The 21,187-nt window shown below is 71.7% G+C and carries 16 protein-coding genes; 6 read left to right on the plus strand and 10 right to left on the minus strand.

Features of this window, described 5'->3' with window-relative positions:
- Positions 1-145: 145 nt before the first annotated feature.
- The gene (locus IE140_RS23985) at positions 146-769 is read right to left on the minus strand and encodes an HdeD family acid-resistance protein (protein WP_093437519.1); all 624 of its coding nucleotides are present in this window, start codon (positions 767-769) and stop codon (positions 146-148) included.
- An 80-nt stretch (positions 770-849) separates the two neighbouring features.
- Here IE140_RS23985 and IE140_RS23990 point away from each other — a divergent pair, with 80 nt between their 5' ends.
- The gene (locus IE140_RS23990) at positions 850-1,626 is read left to right on the plus strand and encodes an enoyl-CoA hydratase/isomerase family protein (protein WP_093437522.1); all 777 of its coding nucleotides are present in this window, start codon (positions 850-852) and stop codon (positions 1,624-1,626) included.
- A gap of 5 nt (positions 1,627-1,631) precedes the next feature.
- Here IE140_RS23990 and IE140_RS23995 read toward each other — a convergent pair whose 3' ends face one another.
- Both IE140_RS23995 and IE140_RS24000 read right to left on the minus strand, forming a co-directional pair.
- Positions 1,632-2,267: a DJ-1/PfpI family protein gene (locus IE140_RS23995; protein ID WP_032762667.1), complete on the minus strand. Its 636-nt coding sequence runs from the start codon at positions 2,265-2,267 to the stop codon at positions 1,632-1,634.
- A gap of 58 nt (positions 2,268-2,325) precedes the next feature.
- Positions 2,326-3,288 carry a GlxA family transcriptional regulator gene (locus IE140_RS24000; RefSeq protein ID WP_425281898.1) on the minus strand — a complete coding sequence of 321 codons (963 nt, stop codon included), beginning with the start codon at positions 3,286-3,288 and terminating at the stop codon, positions 2,326-2,328.
- Between the two features lie 134 nt (positions 3,289-3,422).
- Between IE140_RS24000 and IE140_RS24005 the strand changes: the two genes are divergently transcribed.
- Together IE140_RS24005 and IE140_RS24010 are read left to right on the plus strand one after the other, a co-directional pair.
- Positions 3,423-4,292, plus strand: a complete 870-nt coding sequence (locus tag IE140_RS24005; protein WP_150195491.1) for an SCO6745 family protein — start codon at positions 3,423-3,425, stop codon at positions 4,290-4,292.
- A gap of 199 nt (positions 4,293-4,491) precedes the next feature.
- The gene (locus IE140_RS24010) at positions 4,492-6,927 is read left to right on the plus strand and encodes a Tex family protein (RefSeq protein ID WP_150195493.1); all 2,436 of its coding nucleotides are present in this window, start codon (positions 4,492-4,494) and stop codon (positions 6,925-6,927) included.
- A 115-nt stretch (positions 6,928-7,042) separates the two neighbouring features.
- Here IE140_RS24010 and IE140_RS24015 read toward each other — a convergent pair whose 3' ends face one another.
- A complete protein-coding gene (locus IE140_RS24015; protein WP_150195495.1) occupies positions 7,043-8,680 on the minus strand; it encodes an ABC-F family ATP-binding cassette domain-containing protein in 1,638 nt (545 codons plus the stop codon).
- A gap of 159 nt (positions 8,681-8,839) precedes the next feature.
- Positions 8,840-10,036, minus strand: coding sequence for a glycoside hydrolase family 64 protein (locus IE140_RS24020; protein WP_189460677.1), 1,197 nt, complete (start codon positions 10,034-10,036; stop codon positions 8,840-8,842).
- A gap of 259 nt (positions 10,037-10,295) precedes the next feature.
- On the opposite strand from IE140_RS24020, the gene IE140_RS24025 reads away from it, so the two are divergent.
- Complete coding sequence (locus tag IE140_RS24025) at positions 10,296-11,234, plus strand: FAD-dependent oxidoreductase (RefSeq protein WP_189460679.1); 939 nt, start codon at positions 10,296-10,298, stop codon at positions 11,232-11,234.
- A 167-nt stretch (positions 11,235-11,401) separates the two neighbouring features.
- Here IE140_RS24025 and IE140_RS24030 read toward each other — a convergent pair whose 3' ends face one another.
- Both IE140_RS24030 and IE140_RS24035 read right to left on the minus strand, forming a co-directional pair.
- The gene (locus IE140_RS24030) at positions 11,402-13,204 is read right to left on the minus strand and encodes a BCCT family transporter (RefSeq protein WP_150197385.1); all 1,803 of its coding nucleotides are present in this window, start codon (positions 13,202-13,204) and stop codon (positions 11,402-11,404) included.
- Between the two features lie 73 nt (positions 13,205-13,277).
- Positions 13,278-14,663 carry a M14 family metallopeptidase gene (locus tag IE140_RS24035; RefSeq protein WP_150197387.1) on the minus strand — a complete coding sequence of 462 codons (1,386 nt, stop codon included), beginning with the start codon at positions 14,661-14,663 and terminating at the stop codon, positions 13,278-13,280.
- A gap of 263 nt (positions 14,664-14,926) precedes the next feature.
- Between IE140_RS24035 and IE140_RS24040 the strand changes: the two genes are divergently transcribed.
- A complete protein-coding gene (locus tag IE140_RS24040) occupies positions 14,927-16,492 on the plus strand; it encodes a M1 family metallopeptidase (RefSeq protein ID WP_150197389.1) in 1,566 nt (521 codons plus the stop codon).
- A gap of 45 nt (positions 16,493-16,537) precedes the next feature.
- Here IE140_RS24040 and IE140_RS24045 read toward each other — a convergent pair whose 3' ends face one another.
- Together IE140_RS24045 and IE140_RS24050 are read right to left on the minus strand one after the other, a co-directional pair.
- The gene (locus tag IE140_RS24045) at positions 16,538-17,485 is read right to left on the minus strand and encodes an oxygenase MpaB family protein (RefSeq protein WP_150197391.1); all 948 of its coding nucleotides are present in this window, start codon (positions 17,483-17,485) and stop codon (positions 16,538-16,540) included.
- Between the two features lie 121 nt (positions 17,486-17,606).
- Positions 17,607-18,083: a macro domain-containing protein gene (locus IE140_RS24050; protein ID WP_150197393.1), complete on the minus strand. Its 477-nt coding sequence runs from the start codon at positions 18,081-18,083 to the stop codon at positions 17,607-17,609.
- Positions 18,084-18,214: 131 nt separating this feature from the next.
- Here IE140_RS24050 and IE140_RS24055 point away from each other — a divergent pair, with 131 nt between their 5' ends.
- Positions 18,215-18,946, plus strand: a complete 732-nt coding sequence (locus tag IE140_RS24055; RefSeq protein WP_150197395.1) for a MerR family transcriptional regulator — start codon at positions 18,215-18,217, stop codon at positions 18,944-18,946.
- Positions 18,947-18,982: 36 nt separating this feature from the next.
- Here the strand turns inward: IE140_RS24055 and IE140_RS24060 are convergent, their stop codons facing one another.
- A complete protein-coding gene (locus IE140_RS24060) occupies positions 18,983-21,160 on the minus strand; it encodes a 3-hydroxyacyl-CoA dehydrogenase NAD-binding domain-containing protein (RefSeq protein ID WP_150197397.1) in 2,178 nt (725 codons plus the stop codon).
- Positions 21,161-21,187 lie beyond the last annotated feature (27 nt).

The raw sequence follows: 21,187 nt of genomic DNA on the forward strand, positions 1-21,187 counted from the left end.
GTCCGGCACCAGCTCTCACTCGCACTGCACTGACCGTCGAGTAAAGAGTGTTGGGAATGGCTTGGTCCGGACCGTGCCACTGATCGGAAGTAGCCAGGTATCGGCGCTATTCGACCAAACCTGTAGGCCGCTGGCGCCCAAGTGACTACTTCTGCTCGTCTTCCGGTGCCGTGATCGCCTTGTCCTCGGCCGGGACCGATTCATCGAGCCGCTCCGAGACCATGCTGACGATACGTCGGCCGCCGATGCCGATGGCGATCAGGCCGAGCCCGTCGAACAGCAGGGCCAGCGAGAAGAAGCAGCCGAGCACGTACAGGCTGCTGTGCGGCCAGTCGAACAGCACCAGCAGGCCCAGCAGCAGCCCGAAGGCTCCCTGGAGCAACGTCCACCCCATCTGCGGGCCGCGCACCACGACGCTGCCGACGAGCCGGAAGACCCCGCCGGTCAGAAAGAGCAGGGCGGCGAACATGGTCAGCGCCTCGGCCGTGCCCTCGGGGTGCTTGATGACGACGACACCCGCGGCGATGTTGAGGGCCGCGACCACCACGCCCAGCCAGAAGTAGCTGGTGCCCCGCGACTCGATCGCGTGCAGCAGCCCCACCAGACCGCCGACGAGCAGCAGCCAGCCGAAGAGCAGCATCGAGGTGAGGGTGGCCACGCCGGTGTAGATGAGCCCGATGATGCCCGCGATCACCAGCAGCGTCCCGAGCAGCACCAGCCAGCCGAAACTGCGGCTGAGCTTCCTGCCCTCGGTGGTGGGTCCGTTCATCGACAGCTCCTCACGGTGCGTGCCCGTCTCGCGACCCCTTCCTGATCATAGGTTCGAACCGTGGGGATAGCATCCGGCGCATGGACCGTACGGAACCTCGCCTGATCACGTCCGTCGAACGCGGCATCGCCACCGTCGTGATCGCGAACCCGGCCAAGCGCAACGCGATGACCACCGCGATGTGGCGGAGCCTGCCGGAGCTGCTGGAGCGGCTGGCGGCCGATCCGGCGGTCCGGGTGCTGGTGCTGACCGGAGCCGGTGACACCTTCTGCGCCGGGGCCGACATCTCGGCGCTGCGGGAGAGCGCGGACGGCTCCCCGGGGCTGACCTCCGGGGTGACGGTGGAGGCCGAGGAGGCGCTCGCCGCGTTCCCCCGGCCGACGCTGGCGGCGGTGCGCGGCTACTGCGTGGGCGGCGGCAGCCAGCTCGCGGCCGCCTGCGACCTGCGGTTCGCGGAGGAGGGGGCCTCCTTCGGGGTCACCCCGGCCAACCTCGGCATCGTCTACTCGGCGTCCTCGACCCGGCGGCTGGTCGCCCTCGTCGGCCCGGGCACGGCGAAGCACCTGCTGTTCTCCGGCGAGCTGATCGGCACGGAACGGGCGCTGCGCACCGGCCTGGTCGACGAGGTGCTTCCGCCCGGCGGCCTGGACAAGCGGGTCGAGGAGTACGTACGGCTGCTGGCGTCCCGGTCGCAGCTGACCCAGGCCGCGGCGAAGGAGTTCGCCGCGGGACGGACGGACCGGGACGCCCACTGGGCCGCGGAGGCGCGGGGCAGCACGGACACGGCGGAGGGCGTCGCCGCCTTCCTGGAGCGGCGCGCGCCGCGGTTCACCTACACCACCGCGCCGACGCGCTGAGGCCCTTACCGGGTGATGTGGCGGCTCCTGGACCGCCACTCCTCGACCAGGGCGGCCGGGGCCTTCTGCGGCGAGCCGGAGTCGTAGGGCGGCTGCGGGTCGTACTCCGTGAGCAGCTGCACCGAACGTGCCACGTGGTCGCCCGCGATCCGGCCGAGCAGGGTCAGCCCCATGTCGATGCCGGAGGAGACCCCGGCGGCGGTCACGTACTTGCCGTCGAGGACGACGCGCTCCCCCGTGGGCTCGGCGCCGAATCCCTCCAGCAGCTCCAGCGCCAGCCAGTGGGAGGTGGCCCGCCGCCCCTTCAGGAGTCCGGCGGCCGCCAGCAGGAGCGATCCGGTGCAGACCGAGGTGGTCCAGGTGGTGGTGGCGTCGACCGTGCGCAGCCAGCCGAGCAGGGCCTCGTTCTCCATCTGGTCGCTCTGGCCGGGGCCGCCCGGCACGATCACCAGGTCGGGTGAGGTCACCTCGGCGAGCGTCTTCTCCGCGACGAGCGCGAGGCTCCCGCTGTCGTTGCGGACGGGGCCGGTCCGTTCGGCGACGAAGACGGTCTCGGCGCCGGGGGCGCGGCTGAGGATCTCGTAGGGGCCCACCGCGTCCAGGGCGGTGAAACGGTCGAAGAGCAGGATGGCGATCTGCACGGGAGCTGCCTCTCGGTTCGTTCGTTCGGTCGGTGGCGGTCCGTCGGTCGGTGGCGGTTCAGGTGTCGGCCGCGGGGGTGCGGAAGCGGCGGCGGTATTCGGCCGGTGCCGTCGCGAGGGTCTTCACGAAGGCCCGGCGCATGGCTTCCGGGGTGCCGTAGCCGCTGGCGCGGGCGATCCGCTCGACGCCGTCGGCGGTGTCCTCCAGGAGCCGGCGGGCGTGCTCCAGGCGGACGCGTTCGACGTACCGCCCCGGGGTCGTGCCGGTCTCCGCCCGGAACGCGCGGGCGAAGTGCCGGGGCGAGAGCCGGGCACGGGCCGCGAGCGCGTCGACGCCGAGGTCGGCGTCGGGGTGCTGGGTGATCCAGTGCTGGACCTCGCGCAGCGGTTCGCGCCGGGCGGTCTGGGCGCTGAGCTGGGCGCTGAACTGGGCCTGGTTGCCGGGGCGGCGCAGGAAGACCACGAGGTGCCGGGCGATGGTCAGCGCGAGATCCCGCCCGTGGTCCTCCTCGACGAGCGCGAGGGCCAGGTCGATGCCCGCGGTGACGCCTGCCGAGGTGGCCAGCCGCCCGTCCCGTACGAAGATCGGCTCGGGGTCGACCCGGACGGCCGGGTAGTCACGGGCGAGCCGGTCGCAGTAGTTCCAGTGGGTGGTGACCCGGTGCCCGTCCAGCAGGCCCGCCTCGGCCAGCAGCAGCGCCCCGGTGCACACGGAGACCAGCCGCTCCGCGCGTGGCGCGTGCTCCCGCAGCCAGCCGGTCAGCTCGGGGTGGGAGCCCCGGGTGCCGTGACCGCCGGGCACCAGCAGCGTGTGCGGGGCGGGCGCGTCGGCCAGGCTGCTGTCGGGCACCAGGGTCAGCCCGCTGGTGGACCGGACCGGGCCGCCGTCGAGCGAGGCGGTCCGCAGGTCGTAGGAGACGCCGGGCGACCGGGAGGCGCCCGCGAAGACCTCCATCGGGCCGGTCACGTCGAGGCCCTGGACGCCGTCGAAGAGGACGACGAGGACGGTTCGCTGCTTCACGTCTGCCATCCTCAGCGGCGGGCAGCGATGGCCGCAACGACGAGTACCCCACCTTTCCTGCCATCGCTCTCCTCTCCTGGAGCCGGCCCTCCCCCGGGGTATCTTCCGTACCGACCAGTCGGTAACGTGCTGGTATGACTACTCTTCCGGCCCGCGCGGAGCGCCGCTGCCACAACGCCGTCAACCCGCTGCACTCCTGCCTCTTCTTCTCCCCCGACCTGGGTGCGGAGATGGCGAAGATCGGCATCGAGGACCCCTCCGCCGCCTACTTCGCGACCCGCGCCGCCGCGTTCGGCACGGTGGGCGCGGGCACCGTCAGCGCCACCTTCTACAACTTCAACCCCGTGCTGGTGGCCCGCCATGTGCCGGCCGTCTGGGAGACCGCCTCCCCCGAGGTGGTTCTCGATGCCCGGCTGCGGGCGGCGGACTCGACGCTGCGGCGGCTGCTCGGCGAGGAGATCATCGCCTCCGAGGAGATGGCGGAGGCGGCCCGGCTCGCGCTGCGCGCCACCGAGGCCTGCACCCCGCACGCCCGCCCGCTGTACGCAGCGCACGCGGATCTCCCGGTGCCCGAGGAACCGCACCTGGCGTTCTGGCACGCCGCAACGCTGCTCCGTGAACACCGGGGCGACGCCCATCTCGCCGCCCTGCTCGCGGCCGGTCTCGACCCGCTGGAGTCGCTCGTCAGCCACACGGCCACCGGGAAGGGCATGGCGATCCGCTGGATCCTGTCCTCCCGGGGCTGGCGCCGCACCGACTGGGAGTCGGCGTCCGAGCGGCTGCGGGAGCGCGGACTGCTGGAGGCCGGCGAGGAACTGGCGCTGACCGAGGCCGGCACCGCGCTGCGCGCCGAGGTCGAGGAGGCGACGGACCGCATGGACGTCGCCCCGTACGAGCATCTGGGCGCGGACGGCGTGGAGCGGCTCACGGAACTCGCCCGCGGATTCCTCTTCACGGCCGCGGCGGCGGGCGCGTTCCCCGCCTCGGCGACCGGCCGGGGCTGACCCGGGAAGATCCCGGCACGGCTCGGACCCCCGCGTACGGCGTGGGGGCTTCCGGGCGTGTTGCCCGAGGTCACGCGACACGGCCCCCGGCCACGCGGCACAATGCAGGCCGGGGGATGCCCCCGGCAAGCAACAACGTGCTCATCGCGACCCGAGCACGGCCAGCACAGCCAGTACGAGAAGGCGAGTCGGGAAAACCGTGACGACGTCCATCGAAGGCAGGATCGCCGAGGAGCTCGGCGTACGTGAGCGACAGGTCAGGGCGGCGGTCGAGCTGCTCGACGGCGGATCGACCGTGCCGTTCATCGCGCGCTACCGCAAGGAGGCGACCGAATCCCTCGACGATGCGCAACTGCGCACGCTGGAGGAGCGGCTGCGCTATCTGCGGGAGCTGGAGGAGCGGCGTACGGCGATCCTCGAATCCGTACGCGAGCAGGGCAAGCTCGACGCGGCGTTGGAGGCGAGCATCCGGGCGGCCGAGACCAAGGCGCGCCTGGAGGACATCTACCTGCCGTTCAAGCCCAAGCGGCGCACCAAGGCGCAGATCGCCCGGGAGGCGGGACTCGAACCGCTGGCGGACGGCCTGCTCGGGGACCCGTCGGTCGATCCGCTCGCCGCTGCCGCCGCGTTCGTGGACGGCGACAGGGGTGTGGCGGACGCGGCTGCCGCCCTGGAGGGCGCACGCGCGATCCTCACCGAGCGGTTCTCCGAGGACGCCGACCTGACCGGCGAGCTGCGTGAGCGCATGTGGACCCGCGGCCGGCTGGCGGCGAAGGTGCGCAACGGCCAGGAGGAGGCGGGCGCGAAGTTCGCCGACTACTTCGACTTCGCGGAGCCGTTCACCGCCCTGCCCTCGCACCGGGTGCTCGCGATGCTGCGCGGCGAGAAGGAGAACGTGCTCGATCTGGTCCTGGAACCGGAGGAGCCGGAGACCGCCGAGCGGCCGGGCCCGTCCGCGTACGAGAACATGATCGCCCGCCGCTTCGAGATCGCCGACCGGGGCCGGCCGGGCGACAAGTGGCTGGGTGACACGGTGCGTTGGGCCTGGCGGACCCGGATCCAGGTGCACCTGGGCATCGATCTGCGGCTCCGGCTGCGTACGGCGGCGGAGGACGAGGCGGTCCGGGTCTTCGCCTCGAACCTGCGTGATCTGCTGCTCGCCGCCCCGGCCGGGACGCGGGCCACGCTGGGCCTGGACCCCGGCTTCCGTACGGGGGTGAAGGTCGCGGTCGTCGACGCGACCGGCAAGGTGGTGGCCACCGATGTGATCCACCCGCACGTGCCCGCCAACAAGTGGGACCAGGCGCTGGCGAAGCTCGCGCAGCTCGCGAAGGAGCACGCGGTCGACCTGATCGCGATCGGCAACGGCACGGCGTCCCGCGAGACGGACAAGCTGGCCGGTGAACTGATCGACAAGCACCCGGAGTTGAAGCTCACCAAGGTGATGGTCTCGGAGGCGGGCGCCTCGGTGTACTCCGCCTCCGCTTTCGCCTCGCAGGAACTGCCCGACATGGACGTGTCGTTGCGCGGCGCGGTGTCCATCGCCCGGCGGCTCCAGGATCCGCTGGCCGAACTGGTGAAGATCGACCCGAAGTCGATCGGCGTCGGCCAGTACCAGCACGACCTGTCCGAGGTGAAGCTCTCGCGGTCCCTGGACGCGGTCGTCGAGGACTGTGTGAACGGCGTCGGCGTGGACGTCAACACCGCGTCCGCACCGCTGCTTTCCCGGGTCTCGGGGATCAGCTCGGGGCTGGCGGAGAACATCGTGGCGCACCGGGACACCAACGGCCCGTTCCGCTCCCGCAAGGCGCTGAAGGACGTGGCGCGGCTCGGCCCGAAGGCGTACGAGCAGTGCGCGGGCTTCCTGCGGATCCGGGGCGGCGACGACCCGCTGGACGGCTCCAGCGTGCACCCCGAGGCCTACCCGGTGGTGCGGCGGATGGGGAAGAGCGCAGGCGGTGAGGTCGCCTCGCTGATCGGCAACACGGACGCCCTGCGGGCGCTGCGCGCGGCGGACTTCGTGGACGACATGTTCGGGCTGCCGACCGTGACCGACATTCTCAAGGAGCTGGAGAAGCCGGGGCGCGACCCCCGGCCCGCTTTCCGCACGGCGACCTTCAAGGAGGGCGTCGAGAAGCTCGGCGACCTGGAGCCGGGCATGGTGCTGGAGGGCGTCGTGACGAACGTGGCCGCGTTCGGCGCGTTCGTCGACGTCGGCGTCCACCAGGACGGTCTGGTCCATGTGTCGGCGTTGTCGAAGACGTTCGTGAAGGACCCGCGCGACGTGGTGAAGCCCGGGGACATCGTGAAGGTCAAGGTCATGGACGTCGACGTGCCGCGCAAGCGGATCTCGCTGACGCTGCGCCTCGACGACGAGCCCGGCGCGGGCGGCGGTTCCGGCGGCGGGCAGCAGGGCCGTGGCGAGCGGGGCGGCCGTCCGCCGAAGCAGCGCCAGGGCCAGGGCTCCGGTGGCGGCCAGGGCCGTCAGGGCGGCGGCGGCCGGGACCGGCGCGGTGGCGGGTCGCGGCAGGGCGGCCAAGGCGCTCCGGCTCCGGCGAACAGCGCCATGGCGGACGCGTTGCGGCGGGCCGGGCTGGCGGATCCGAAGCAGGGTGGCGGCGGCCGGGGGCGCTGAGCCGGTATTCCTCGGGGAGAGGGTGGGTCGCCAGGTGCGGCCCGCCTTTCCTCCCCACTCCCTCGCAGGGTTACGGGGGTTGGGTGCGCGACGCGCTCAACCCCCGTAACCGTCCTCAGACTTCCTTGATCTGACCGTCCGCCACTTCGATGCGACGCGTGGTGCGGACCGCCTCCAGCATCCGGCGGTCGTGCGTCACCAGGAGCAGCGTGCCCGTGTACGTCTCCAGGGCCGCCTCCAACTGCTCGATGGCGGGCAGGTCCAGATGGTTCGTCGGCTCGTCGAGCACCAGGAGGTTCACGCCCCGGCCCTGGAGCAGGGCGAGGGCCGCGCGGGTGCGCTCGCCCGGGGAGAGACTGGTCGCCGGGCGCATCACATGGTCGGCGCGCAGGCCGAACTTGGCGAGCAGGGTGCGGACGTCGGCCGGCTCCATGTCGGGCACGGCCGCGCAGAACGCGTCCAGCAGCGACTGCGCCCCGAGGAACAGCTTGCGGGCCTGGTCCACCTCGCCGACCACGACCCCCGAACCGAGCGCGGCGTTCCCGGAGTCCAGCGGCAGCCGCTCCAACAGAGCCGCCAGCAGGGTGGACTTGCCCGCTCCGTTGGCTCCGGTGATGGCGACCCGGTCCGCCCAGTCGATCTGGAGCGAGGCGGGGCCGAAGGTGAAGTCGCCGCGTGCGAGACGGGCTTCGCGCAGGGTGGCGACGACGGATCCGGAGCGCGGGGCGGAGGCGATCTCCATCCGCAGCTCCCACTCCTTGCGGGGCTCCTCGACGACATCGAGGCGTTCGATCATGCGCTGGGTCTGGCGAGCCTTCGCGGCCTGCTTCTCGCTGGCCTCGCTGCGGGCGTTGCGGCCGAGCTTGTCGCCGTCGGTGGCCTTGCGACGGGCGTTCTTGACTCCCTTGTCCATCCAGGAACGCTGCATGTGGCCGCGCGCTTCGAGGGAGGCCTTCTTGTCGGCGTACTCCTCGTAGTCCTCGCGGGCGTGCCGGCGGGCGGTCTCGCGCTCCTCCAGGTAGGCCGCGTAGCCACCGCCGTACAGGTTGATCTGCTGCTGGGCGAGGTCCAGCTCCAGCACCTTGGTGACCGTACGCATCAGGAACTCGCGGTCGTGGCTGATGACGACGGTGCCCGCGCGCAGGCCGGACACGAAACGCTCCAGCCGCTCCAGGCCGTCGAGGTCGAGGTCGTTGGTGGGCTCGTCGAGCAGGAAGACGTCGTAGCGGGAGAGGAGAAGCGAGGCGAGTCCGGCGCGGGCCGCCTGTCCGCCGGAGAGCGCGGTCATGGGCCGGTCGAGCCCCACGGCCAGGCCCAGCTCGGCGGCGACCTGCTCGGCCCGCTCCTCCAGGTCCGCGCCGCCGAGGGCGAGCCAGCGCTCCAGGGCGTCGGAGTACGCGTCGTCCGCGCCCGGGGCTCCCGCGACCAGGGCCTCCGTAGCCTCGTCCATCACGCGCTGGGCGTCGGCGACACCGGTGCGGCGGGCCAGGAACGCGGCCACGGTCTCACCGTCGCGGCGCTCGGGCTCCTGCGGGAGGTGACCGACAGTTGCGGTGGGCGGGGAGAGCCGCAGCTCGCCCTCCTCCGGGCGGTCGAGCCCGGCGAGCAGACGGAGCAGGGAGGACTTGCCCGCCCCGTTGACTCCGACGAGACCGATCACGTCACCGGGGGCGACGACGAGGTCGAGCCCGGCGAAAAGCGTGCGGTCGCCGTGTCCGGCGGCGAGGTCCTTGGCGACGAGAGTGGCAGTCATCAGGGAGCCGATCCTAGCCGCCGGTGCGCGATGCCCGTGTCGGGCGATACCCATGGTGGCCGGTGCCCACGGTGGTCGGCCCCGTCGGTGGTGCGGCGACCAGGGTCCCGGGGTCCGGTGGCCCGGGAGCCCGGGCCACCGGGCCGGGAAACGGGACGGTCAGCTGAAGCCGTCGAGCGTGATCAGCGCCTCCTGCGGGTTGCCGTCGTGGACGAGCGACTCGTGGGCGCCCACGTCGTCGAAGGCGAAGCCGTACGCCTTGCCGTCGACCATCTGCGCGTGGATGAGGCGGGAGTAGTGGTTGGTCACGGAGTCCTTGTAGAAGTTCGCCGCGTTGTTGTCGGGCTGGTTCGCGCTGGTCAGCAGCGTGGAGCGGTTGAAGCCCGCGCACAGGGTCCGGGAGATCGGGCCGCGCACCTGGTCGTTGGGCGCGTCCAGGTGCTTGTAGCAGCCGAAGACACTGTCCGAGTCCGGCTTCTGGAACGAGGTCACGACGGCGCCCGAGCCGTTGGTGAAGTTCATGACGTTGCCGGAGACCCGGCCGTAGTACTTGGTGTTCGGCTCGTGCGCGAACGGGGTCACCGTCAGTACGGAGCTGCTGTAGCGGCTCCAGACCCGGTCGATGTAGTCGTTCATGATCCCGGACGGCAGGGCGCCGCTCCCGACGCCGTGCCCCGGGGACAGGGCACGCAGCACCGTTCCGTCGGGCCGGGTCTGGATGAGGCCGGACCAGCCGCCGGACTGGTTCCTGAGGTTGTTGAGCACCGCGTTGTAGCCGCCCGGCTTGAGCTTGCCGGTGCTCTTGACGGCACCGCCGGGTGCCCTGACGCCGACGGAGTAGGGGGCGGAGAACATGTCGACCTGGGTGCTGTTGATCCACAGACCCGCGTCGTTGAGCGTGTACTCGGTCCAGTTGAACAGGATGTTCCTGTTGGGGTCGCTCGGGTTCTGCACGGCGGGCTGCACGAGACCGCCGGTGGTGACCTTGAAGACGAGCTTCTGACCGTACGAGAAGTAGACGCGTCCGGAGAACTTCGGCATCCGGATCGTCACCGACTGCCCGTTCCGCGGACCGGCGATCGACGCGTCCGGGGCCGGGGTGGGCGGGTTGCCCCCCGCCGGCCAGGGGTGGAAGGTGCCGTTCGCGTCCGCCCAGCCCTGGCGGCCGGTGGAGAGCTCCGTTCCGAGGTTGTAGACGTAGATCTGGTCGGCGCGTCCCGAGTCGTTCTTGATGGTCAGCGGGATGGTGGCGGGGACAGCAGCCTCGGCCGGCGTCTGGCCGAAGCCGGTGGTCAGACCCAGGGCGAGGGCCAGGGCGGCGGTCAGCGCGCCGAGACTTCTCCGTAAAGCGGGCATGCTCGTTCTCCTCTTCGGGCGGATGCGGGGAAGGAACGCGGGGGCACATCACCTGGAGTGTGAGAGCGCTCTCAGAATCCTGCGGGAGGCGACCCCTGTCAACGAACCTGTCTCAACTTGTTGAACTCGCGGGACGCCCCGTGCCCCGCCGGGCGGGCCGCGTCCTGCCCCGGCCCCGGGATTCCGGTTCCCCTGGCCCCGGGATTCCGGTTTCGGTTAGCGTCCGGGCAGCGGCGGGCGAGGGCCGAGGGACCGAGGGATGGGAGTGACCGTGGTGGCGGATGTGATCGTGGTGGGCGGCGGGGTCGTCGGGCTCACCACCGCCGTGACGCTGGCGGAGCGCGGACTGCGGGTGCGGGTCTGGTCGCGTGATCCGGCCGGGGCCACCACGTCGGCGGTGGCGGGGGCCCTGTGGTGGCCGTACCGGATCGAGCCGGCCGAGCGGGTGGGCGACTGGTCGCTGGAGACGCTGGCGGTGTACGAGGAGCTGGCCGGCGCCCCGGCGGAGACCGGCGTACGACGAGTGGCGGGGCTGCACGGCGGGGAGCGGTTCGCGGCGCTGGGCCAGTGGGCGGCCGGGCTGAAGGACGCCGTGGAGGTGCCCGAAGGACTGCGGGTGACGCTGCCGCTACTGGACATGCCGGTCCATCTGGAGTGGCTGGAGCGGCGGCTCGTGGCGGCGGGCGGTGCGGTGGAGCGACGGGCGGTGACGGGGTTCGGCGAGGCGGCGGCGGTGAGCCCGGTGGTGGTGAACTGCACGGGGCTCGGGGCGCGCGAGCTGGTGCCCGACGCCGGGGTGCGGCCGGTGCGGGGGCAGCTGGTCGCGGTGGAGAACCCGGGCATCGAGGAGTGGTACACGGAGGCGGATCCGGCGTCGGCCGCGACGACGTACTTCTTCCCGCAGCCGGGGCGGCTGGTGCTGGGCGGTACGGCGGAGGCGGACGATCCGCGCACGGAGCCCGATCCGGCGACGGCACGGGAGATCGTGGCGCGGTGCGCGCGCGTACGACCGGAGATCGCCGCCGCCCGGGTGCTCGGGCACCGGGTGGGGTTGCGCCCGGCGCGGGAGGCGGGGGTACGGATCGAGGCGGAGGCCCTGCCGGGCGGCGGCCTGCTGGTGCACAACTACGGGCACGGCGGTGCGGGCGTGACGGTGGCCTGGGGCTGCGCACGTGCGGCGGCGGCGCTGGTGGGCTGACGGGGGCACGGGCCCGCCCCGGAGGCCCGCCGGTGCGCAGGCCCCCGACCGGCCCCGCAGCACACACCGGAGCCCGCGACCGGTCGGCGGGCGCGGGCTCCAGGCGGTTGTGCGGCTGTGCGGCTGTGCGGTCACACGGGCATGCCGTGCGGTCGCGTGGCGGGACGTCAGTCGGAGGGGTGGTCCTCGGTGGGGTCCGATGGCCGCTTCTCGGTGGAGACGGACGTGGCCGTCGAACCCGAGCCGCCCGACTCGTGCTTGTGGCGCTCGTCCGTGACCGGCGTGGTCCCGGGGCCGATCCGGATCTCGAAGTCGCCGTCGTACTTGGCGTGCCCCTCGATCACCGCGGACTCGACCGCTTCCACGCCGAACTCCTGGCGGACGATCTGCGGGTCCTTGCGCAGGTCCCGCATCAGGGCCACGCACATGCCGATCATCACGATGGTGAACGGCGCGGCCACCAGGATGGTGAGGTTCTGGAGCCCTTGGAGGGCGTTCTCCTTGCCCTCCCCGATCAGCAGCATGATCGCGGCCACGGCCCCGGTCACCACACCCCAGAAGATGACGACCCACTTGCCGGGTTCGAGAATGCCCTTCTGCGAGAGAGTGCCCATGACGATCGAGGCGGCATCGGCTCCGGAGACGAAGAAGATGCCGACCAGGACCATCACGAGGATGCAGGTGACCGTGGCGATCGGGAACTCCTGGAGGACGCCGAACAGCTGCGCCTCGGGGGTGTCGGCGCCCTGGAGCTTGCCGGCCTCGTCCAGCTTCATGGCCGAGCCGCCGAAGACGGCGAACCAGATCAGGCTGACGGTGCTGGGCACCAGGATGACGCCGCCGACGAACTGACGGATCGTACGGCCGCGGCTGATGCGGGCGATGAACATGCCGACGAAGGGCGTCCAGGAGATCCACCAGGCCCAGTAGAAGACCGTCCAGCTGCCGAGCCAGTCCGCGACGCCCTCGCCGCTGGACGCCTCGGTGCGCCCGACGAGCTGCCCGAGGTCGCTGAGGTAGGCGCCGAGGGAGGTGGGCAGCAGGTCGAGCACGATGATCGTGGGGCCGGCGATGAAGACGAACACCACCAGGAGCAGGGCCAGCACCATGTTGGTGTTGGACAGCCACTGGATGCCCTTCTCGACGCCGGAGACGGCGGAGAGGACGAAGCAGACGGTCAGGACGGCGATGATGGCGACGAGGAGGCCGGTGCCGGTCTTCTCCATCCAGTCCAGTTCCTCGAAGCCGCTGCCGATCTGGAGCGCGCCCAGACCGAGGGAGGCCGCGGAGCCGAACAGGGTGGCGAAGATGGCCAGGATGTCGATGAAGCGGCCGAAGCCCCCGTAGGCGTGCCGCTTGCCGATCAGCGGCTCGAAGACCGCGCTGATCGTCTGCCGCCTGCGCATCCGGTACGCGCTGTAGGCGATGGCGAGGCCCACCACCGCGTAGATCGCCCAGGGGTGCAGCGTCCAGTGGAAGAGCGTCGTGGCCATCGCCGTTCCCATGGCGTCGGCCGCGTCCGCCGGGTCGGTGCCGGGCGGCGGGGTACGGAAGTGGGCGAGCGGTTCGCTCACGCCGTAGAACATCAGCCCGATGCCCATACCGGCGCTGAACATCATGGCGACCCAGGAGACGGTCCGGAACTCCGGCTCCTCACCCTCCTGGCCGAGGCAGATCTTGCCGTACCGGCTGATGGCCAGCCACAGCGCGAAGACGACGAAGCCGGAGGCGGCCAGCATGAAGGCCCAGCCGCCGTTGTGGATCAGTCCTTCGAGCAGCGTGCTGGAAACGCTCTCCAGGGAGTCGGTCGCGGTCGCTCCCCACACGACGAAGGCGAGGGTGAGGACCGCCGTGACACCGAACACCACTCGGTCGGTGGTGGGGGTCCTGGTACTGACCGGTTCGGGGGGAAGGTCGGCCGTGACCGCCAGCCCCTCCCGCCCCTCCGCTGTCTGGTCGTCCTGGGACACAAATGGCACCTTTCACCGAGTCTGAAAAACGCTCTCCGTAGGCAGTACCACACCTGCCCCGGATCTCGAAGGATCAACAAGCGGTTCCGGCTTGACCGTTTGTGAGGTGATATGTCGCTCGCTGATCGAGGAGCAGGGGAATCAGGCTCCGAGCCGACTGCCGCAACGGCACGAATGCGCCATCCCGCTCCGGCCGGGCCCGGACCCCGTGCAGGGCCAGCTCGTCCTTCACCGCCGCGTACTGGGCGGCGTCCAGCCGGTAGCCGCACGGCGGGTCGACCAGGACCTCGGACGGTTCGGCCGGGTCGTTGTCGGCGCCGCCCAGATAGACGGGCCCCCGGTCGGCGAGACCGGCCAGGCGGGAGAGGGCGGTGGCCGTCCGGAGCCGGGCGCGCTGCTCGTCGGTGAAGTCGAAGAGGCCGCCGAGCGCGGTCTTCTGGGAGTCGACCCTGCGCCGGTGGCTGAGGGCCGGATCGGCCTTCTCCGCGTCGCTCAGCGCGTCGACCCGGGACTCGATGAGCAGGCCGACGGCGTGCTTGAGCCCGGAGGTGTTGCGCAGGATGCGTTCCTGACCGTCCCCGGCGACCTGCTTGATCGGCTCTCCGGTGGCCGGGTCGGTCCAGATGCCGTAGTGCCCGCTGCTGTAGCCGTCCGCCGTTGCGGCGGGGCGGACGTAGCGCTCGGAGAGGGTGCGTGAGGCGTCGTGGACCCCGTCGTGGACGTTCAGGTTCCGCGGCCACAGGGTGAACAGGTCCCTGTCGTAGTACGGCGGGGTCGCGCCGTACTCGTGCAAGTCGTAGATCACCTGCGGCCGTTCGTCACGGACCACGGTGGCGATCGTCCGCGCCTCGGCGGTCTCCAGGGCGATGTGGTCGCGGTTGATGTCCACCCCGTCGGCGTTGCCGCGGGTGTCGGCCGCGCGGCCGTCGGGGTTGGCTGTGGGCAGCACGAGCAGGGTCGTACGGGCCAGGAACGCGCGGGTCGCCCGGTCCTCGGCGAACGCCAGGTCGCGGATCGTGGTCAGACAGGCCTCGCGCCCGGCGGGTTCGTCCCCGTGCTGACTGCAGATCAGCAGGACGGTCGTGGCGCCGGGCCGCTCCTGGCCGACGCGTACGAGCCGCAGGGCGCGGCCCTCGCCGGTCGTACCGACGCGGTCCACGGAGACCCGGTCGCTCCCCCGGTCCACCGCGGCGAGGAACTCCCGCTCCTCCGCCTCCCCGGTCCAGCGGGCGCCCTCGCTCGTCTCGAACCCGGTGCGCGGCGGTCGGTGCGCGGCCTCGGCGGGTGCGATGGCGAACGGCAGGGCGAGCGCGGCGAGCGTCGCCGCCACGGCCGTCCGGCGCATCGTCCGCGCCGAGCGGCGCGGGGCGACGGACTCCGGCCGCGCGGGGCCGGGCACCGGTGCCAGCCACGGGTGCGGACTGAGCAGGTGGAGTGCGCGAGCGACACGACGGGTCATCAGCTGCTGCCTCCGGAACGGGTGGGGGCGGGCGCCGTGACGCCCGTCGGTCTGTCGGCGATGTGCGGACGTTACCCCGGTCAACTCCTGGGCAACAGGGGGCGATCACCGCCATCCACGGGTTCGCGCGTCCTGCCGTCCGTGTCGACGGAATGGCGATCGTGTGACAGAAGCACCCGGAATGCCCCGTCCCGCCCCGGCGGCTGCATAGCCTCGTGACGACCGGTCGGAAGATCATCCGTCCCGACTAATTGGAGCTTGTTGTGCACCGCAGATTCATCGTCCCCAGCGCACTGGCGGCCACCCTTCTGCTGGCGATCCCGGCAGCGGCCACACCGGGCACCGTGGGCGCCCCGGGTATCGGCGACCCCTACTACCCGGCCAGCGGAAACGGTGGCTACGACGTCTCCCACTACGACCTGCGGCTGAAGTATCAGCCCACGACCGACCTGCTGGAGGGGACGGCGACGATCCTCGCCACCACCACGCAGGAGCTGTCCCGCTTCAACCTCGACTTCGGGCTCGACGTCTCCGAGGTGCGGGTGAACGGCAAGAAGGCCCGCTTCGCCACGAGCGGCGACCACGAGCTGGAGGTCACCCCGGCGGAGAAACTCGCGAAGGGCAAGGCCGTCTCCGTCGTCGTCCGGTACGCCGGGAAGCCCTCCGAGCTGAAGATCAACGGCTGGACCGCGTGGGCGCGGACCCCGGACGGCGGTGTCGCCGCGCAGGAGCCGGAGTCGGCGGTGTGGTGGTACCCGAGCAACGACCATCCGCTGGACAAGGCCACGTACGACATCTCGGTCTCGGTGCCCGACGGCACCCAGGCGATCAGCAACGGGGTGCTGCAGTCGCAGAGCTCGAAGCTGGGCTGGACCCGCTTCAACTGGCGCTCCGACAAGCCGCAGGCGACCTATCTGACGACGCTCGCGGTCGGCAAGTTCGACATCACGACGGACAAGACCGCCGATGGTCTGCCGGTGCTGAACGCCTACAGCAAGGATCTCGGCGCCAACGCCGGTGCGGCCCGCGCGAGCATCGAGCGGACCACCGAGGTCGCCGAGTGGCTGACCGGGGTGTTCGGCCCCTACCCGTACAACGCGCTCGGCGGATACGTGCCCAACGTGACGAGCGGCTTCGCCCTGGAGACGCAGACCCGGCCCTTCTACAGCCCGAAGCAGTTCGCGAACGGCGCCAACGTCTCGGTCGTCGTGCATGAGATCGCGCACCAGTGGTACGGCAACAGCGTGTCGGTCGACAGCTGGAAGGACATCTGGATCAACGAGGGCTTCGCCCGGTACAGCCAGTGGCTCTGGTCGGAGAAGGAGGGCGAGGGCACCGCGCAGGAGCTGGCGGACTACACGTACGCCCAGCACCCGGCCGACGACCCGTTCTGGAAGGTGAAGCCGGGCGATCCGGGTCCGGACGACCAGTTCGCCCTCGCCGTCTACGACCGGGGCGCGCTGGCGCTCCAGGCGCTGCGCAACGAGGTCGGTGACGACACCTTCTTCGAGCTGCTGAAGGGCTGGCCGGCCGAGCACGCGCACGGCAACGCGAACGTGGGCGACTTCGTCCGGTACGCGGAGCGGGTCTCGGACAAGCCGCTCGCGGCGCTGTTCGACACCTGGCTGTACCAGCCGTCGCGGCCGTCGGCCCCGGCCGCGGCCGACGCGGGTCTCGCCGAGGCCGCCCTGTCGGCGCGGTCGGCGGCGCGGGTCGAGCGGCCCGCGTCCTGGAAGAAGATCGCGGCGACGAACACCGTGCACGACCACGGCGACCACGGGCACGGCGAGCGCCCGGACCGGGGTCACGTGGGTCACGACCACCGCTGACGGGGACCCGCACCAGGTCGCCGGGTGCGTCGGAACGGTGGACGTTCAGCCGTTCCGACGCGCCTCGGCGGCCCACACCGCCCGGGCCGCCCGCGCCCGGGGCAGATAGCGCAGCCGCTCCGGCAGGACGGGGACGACGACCCGCAGGACCGCGCACATCCGGCGCAGCCGCTTCTCCTGCTCCGCGCTCCACGGCAGGCCGACGGCCGCGCGGGCGTCGGGCGGCATGAGCCCGATGGTGACGAACCGCCGGAAGCGGGCCAGCGGCGGCAGCAGCACCGGCCACAGGGCGCGCAGGACCGTCCGCAGCGGCCACGGGCCCCGGTCCGGCGGGGGTACGGGCTGGTCGACGTCGACCAGTTCCCGTACGACGGTGGTCGCCTCGATCTCCTCGGCGAGCATCTTCTTCCAGTACGGCCAGAACTCCTCGATGGTCTGCGGCATGTCCCGGTCGTGGATGCCGAGGATCCGGCCGACCTGGAGCCACTCGCGGTACAGGGCGCGCTCCTGGGCCGGGGTCATGGGCCGGATCAGATAGCGGGCCGCGTGCTGGTAGACGGGGAAGCCGGTGGCGTGCACCCAGGCGTAGTTGGCGGGCGTCAGGGCGTGGTAGCGGCGGCCCCGGGTGTCGGTGCCCCGAATGGTGCGGTGCAGCACGCGCAGCCTGCGGCCCTCCTCCGCCGCCTGCTCGCCGCCGTACACCCAGAGCTGGAGCGAGCGCAGCGAGCGTTCGCCGCGCCCCCAGGGGTCCGTGCGGAAGACGGAGTGCTCGTCGACTCCGGCGCCGACGGCCGGGTGGGCGACCTGGAGGGTGAGAGCGGCGGGCAGCATCAGCAGGGCGCGGATGTCGCCGGACAGGCTCCAGAGCACCCCGCCGGGCGGGGGCGGCTCGGGGTCCGCACCCCGGTCGCGCGCGGGCAGCTCGGGACCCGAGCCCGGCGCTGCCTCCGGTCCGCGGGCCCGGGGGCCCTGCACGTCCTTGGCGCTGCTCATCCGGTGCTCCCGCGATCCCGGCGGGCCTGCCGTGCGCTGCCCGTCCCCTTCCCCTCCATGATCCCTCGTGGCCGGGAGAGCCGTGATGGCGGGCCCGGTCCCCGGCGGGCGGGCCGCCGGGTCAGTCGTGGTCGTACACCGTCACCGGCACGCCGGCCGATATCAGGCGTCGCTCGATCAGCGGCTCGATCCGGGGCCACGTGCCGCCCGCGAGCCCGCAGCCGATCCGGGGCATGTGGACGGATGCCCCCAGCTCGCCCGCCCTGGCGGCCACCGCGCCGAGCGCCGTGTCGATGGCCTCGTACCGCACGGGCACTCCCTTGCTGCCGGTGCGCATACCGCGCTGGCCGACGATGTTGGCCACCCAGAGACAGTGCCCCACCTGCACGAACTGTGCCGCACCCAGGGCGAAGTCGTTGCCCGCGCGCTCCCGGTGCCAGCGGCGGTAGGCGGCCTCGGGCTCGGGCCAGCGGCGGGAGAGGGCGAGCACGAAGCCCTTGCCCCAGCCGCCGAGGTCGTTGCAGACGTGGACGATCAGCTTGACGCCCTTGCCCTGCGGGGCGGTGGCGTCCCCCCGTACGTAAGTGATCTCCGACATGACGCCACCGTACGGGCCGCCACTGACAACGGGCCCGGGGTGGACGGCGGCGCGATGGTGCCGGAGACTTTCGCAGTAGTGGTGAGACAGCGGAACTGTCCGATACCGGGATTCGACGGCGGGGAGCAGAGATGGCGACGGGGACCGACGAGCCGACGCTCACGGTGGACGAGCTGGCGGCCCGTGCCGGCGTCACCGTGCGTACCGTGCGGTTCTACAGCACCCGGGGCCTGTTGCCGCCCCCGGTCATCGGTCCGCGCCGGGTCGGGCACTACGGGCCCGGCCATCTCTCGCGGCTCGCGCTGATCGAGGAACTCCAGCAGCAGGGCATGACGCTGGCCGCGATCGAACGCTATCTGGAGCAGCTGCCGCCCGACCTGAGCGTCCATGATCTGGCCATCCACCGGGCGCTGGTCGCGTCCTGGGCTCCGGACAAGACCGAGGACTTCTCCCGGGCCGAGCTGGAGCGGCGGGCCGGGCGGGGGCTGTCGGAGGCGGATGTCGAGCGGCTGGCGGCGATGGGGGTGCTGGTCCGGCCGCAGGAGGACAACGAACCGTACCGGGTGGATCTCGGGCTGCTGCGGCTCGGGGTGGAGCTGCTGGACGTGCCGATCGCCCACGAGACGATCCTGGCGGCGCGGACCGTGCTGCTGGAGCACACCCGTTCGGCGGCGCAGGAGATGACCCGGCTGTTCCGGGACGAGGTGTGGAATCCGTACCGGGAGCGGGAGGGCGATCCGGAGCATGTGGCCGCAATGAAGTCGCTGTCGGCCCATATGCAACCGATCGTGGTCCAGGCGCTGGTGACGGCGTTTCAGCGGTCGCTGAAGGAGGAGCTGCGGGCCGCGTTCACCGCCGAGTGACGGTGAACGCGGCCCGGACACGAGCCCGTCGACGGCTCAGTCGTGGAAGGTCTCGCCCTTCTCCGCCTTCTCCACGAGCAGCGCGGGCGGCAGGAAGCGGTCGCCGTAGCGCTCGGCCAGCTCCCGGGCACGGGCGACGAATCCGGGCAGGCCGCCCTCGTACCCGTTGATGTACTGGAGGACGCCGCCGGTCCACGGCGGGAAGCCGATGCCCATGATGGAGCCGATGTTGGCGTCGGCGACGGAGATGAGGACGTTCTCCTCCAGGCAGCGGACGCTGTCCAGCGCCTCGGAGAAGAGCATCCGCTCCTTCATGTCCTCGAACGGCACGTCCGCGTCGGACTTGGTGGTGAAGTGCTCGCGCAGGCCCGGCCAGAGGCCGGTGCGCTTGCCGTCCTCGTCGTAGTCGTAGAAGCCCGCTCCCCCGCTGCGCCCCGTCCGCCCGAACTCGTCGACCATGCGGTCGATGACCGCGTCGGAGGGGTGTCCGGGCCAGGTGCCGCCGGCCTCCTCGACCGCGCGCCTGGTCTCGTTGCGGATCTTGCGGGGCAGGGTCAGGGTCAGCTCGTCCATCAGGGAGAGGACCTTGGCCGGGTAGCCGGACTGGGCGGCCGCCTGCTCGATGGACGCGGGCTCGACACCCTCGCCGACCATCGCCACGCCCTCGTTGATGAACTGGCCGATGACGCGCGAGGTGAAGAAGCCGCGCGAGTCGTTGACGACGATCGGCGTCTTCTTGATGCGCCGTACGAGGTCGAAGGCGCGGGCCAGCGCCTCGTCGCCGGTCCGCTCGCCCTTGATGATCTCGACCAGCGGCATCTTGTCGACCGGCGAGAAGAAGTGCAGGCCGATGAAGTCGACGGGGCGGGACACTCCCTCGGCGAGGACTGTGATGGGGAGGGTGGAGGTGTTGGAGCAGAGCAGGGCGTCGGGCTCGATGACGTCCTGGATCTCCTGGAACACCTTGTGCTTGAGGGCGGTGTCCTCGAAGACGGCCTCGATCACGGCGTCGCAGCCCGCGAGGTCGGCCACGTCGCCGGTCGGGGTGATCCGGGCGAGCAGTTCGTCGCGCTTGGCCTCCGTCGTGCGGCCCCGGGAGAGCGCCTTGGCGAGCAGCTTCTCGCTGTACGCCTTGCCCTTGGCGGCCGCCTCGGTGGAGACGTCCTTGAGGACGACGTCGATCCCGGCCTTGGCGCAGGAGTAGGCGATGCCCGCGCCCATCATCCCGGCGCCGAGCACGGCGACCTTGCGGACCGGACGCTCCGGGATGTCCCCCGGCCGGTTGGCACCGGAGTTGACGGCCTGGAGGTCGAAGAAGAACGCCTGGATCATGTTCTTGGAGACCTGGCCGGTGACCAGCTCGGTGAAGTACCGGGCCTCGATGGTCAGGGCGGTCTCGAAGTCGACCTGGGAGCCCTCGACGGCCGCCGCGAGGATGTTGCGCGGCGCGGGCATGGGCGCGCCCGCGAGCTGCTTCTTCAGGTTGGCCGGGAAGGCGGGGAGGTTGGCGGCGAACTTCGGGTTGGACGGGGTTCCGCCGGGGATCCGGTAGCCCTTGACGTCCCAGGGCTGCTGGGACTCGGGGTTGGCGTCGATGAAGGCGCGGGCCTTCAGAATCATCTCCTCGCGGGTGGCGGCGACTTCGTGGACGAGGCCGTTCTCCAGCGCCCGCTGCGGGGTGTACTGGGTGCCCTGGAGGAGCACCTTGAGCAGGGCGTCGGCGATGCCCATGAGGCGTACGGTCCGGGTGACGCCGCCGCCCGCCGGGAGCAGGCCGAGGGTGACCTCGGGGAGGCCGATGCGGGAGCCGGGGGCGTCGAGGGCGACGCGGTGGTGGGAGGCGAGCGCGATCTCGTAACCGCCGCCGAGGGCCGCGCCGTTGATGGCGGCGACGACGGGCTTGCCGAGGGTCTCGATGCGGCGCAGCGAGTTCTTGATCTCGGTGCCGGTGTCGAAGGCGGCCTGGGCGTTCTCCGGGCCGACCTTGATCATGTCCTTGAGGTCGCCGCCGGCGAAGAAGGTCTTCTTGGCGGAGGTGTAGATGATGCCGCGGATGGAGTCCTTCTCGGCCTCGGCGCGGTCGGCGATGGCCGCGATGGAGTCCTTGAAGGCCTGGTTCATCGTGTTCGCGGACTGGTTGGGGTCGTCGAGGACGAGAGTGACGACGCCGGTCTCGTCCTGTTCCCAGCGGATGGTGGTGCTCTCGGTCGTCATGTCGGTGTTTTCTCCGTAAGCAGGTGG

Source organism: Streptomyces parvus, assembly GCF_014648875.1.
Taxonomy (GTDB): Bacteria; Actinomycetota; Actinomycetes; order Streptomycetales; family Streptomycetaceae; genus Streptomyces; species Streptomyces parvus.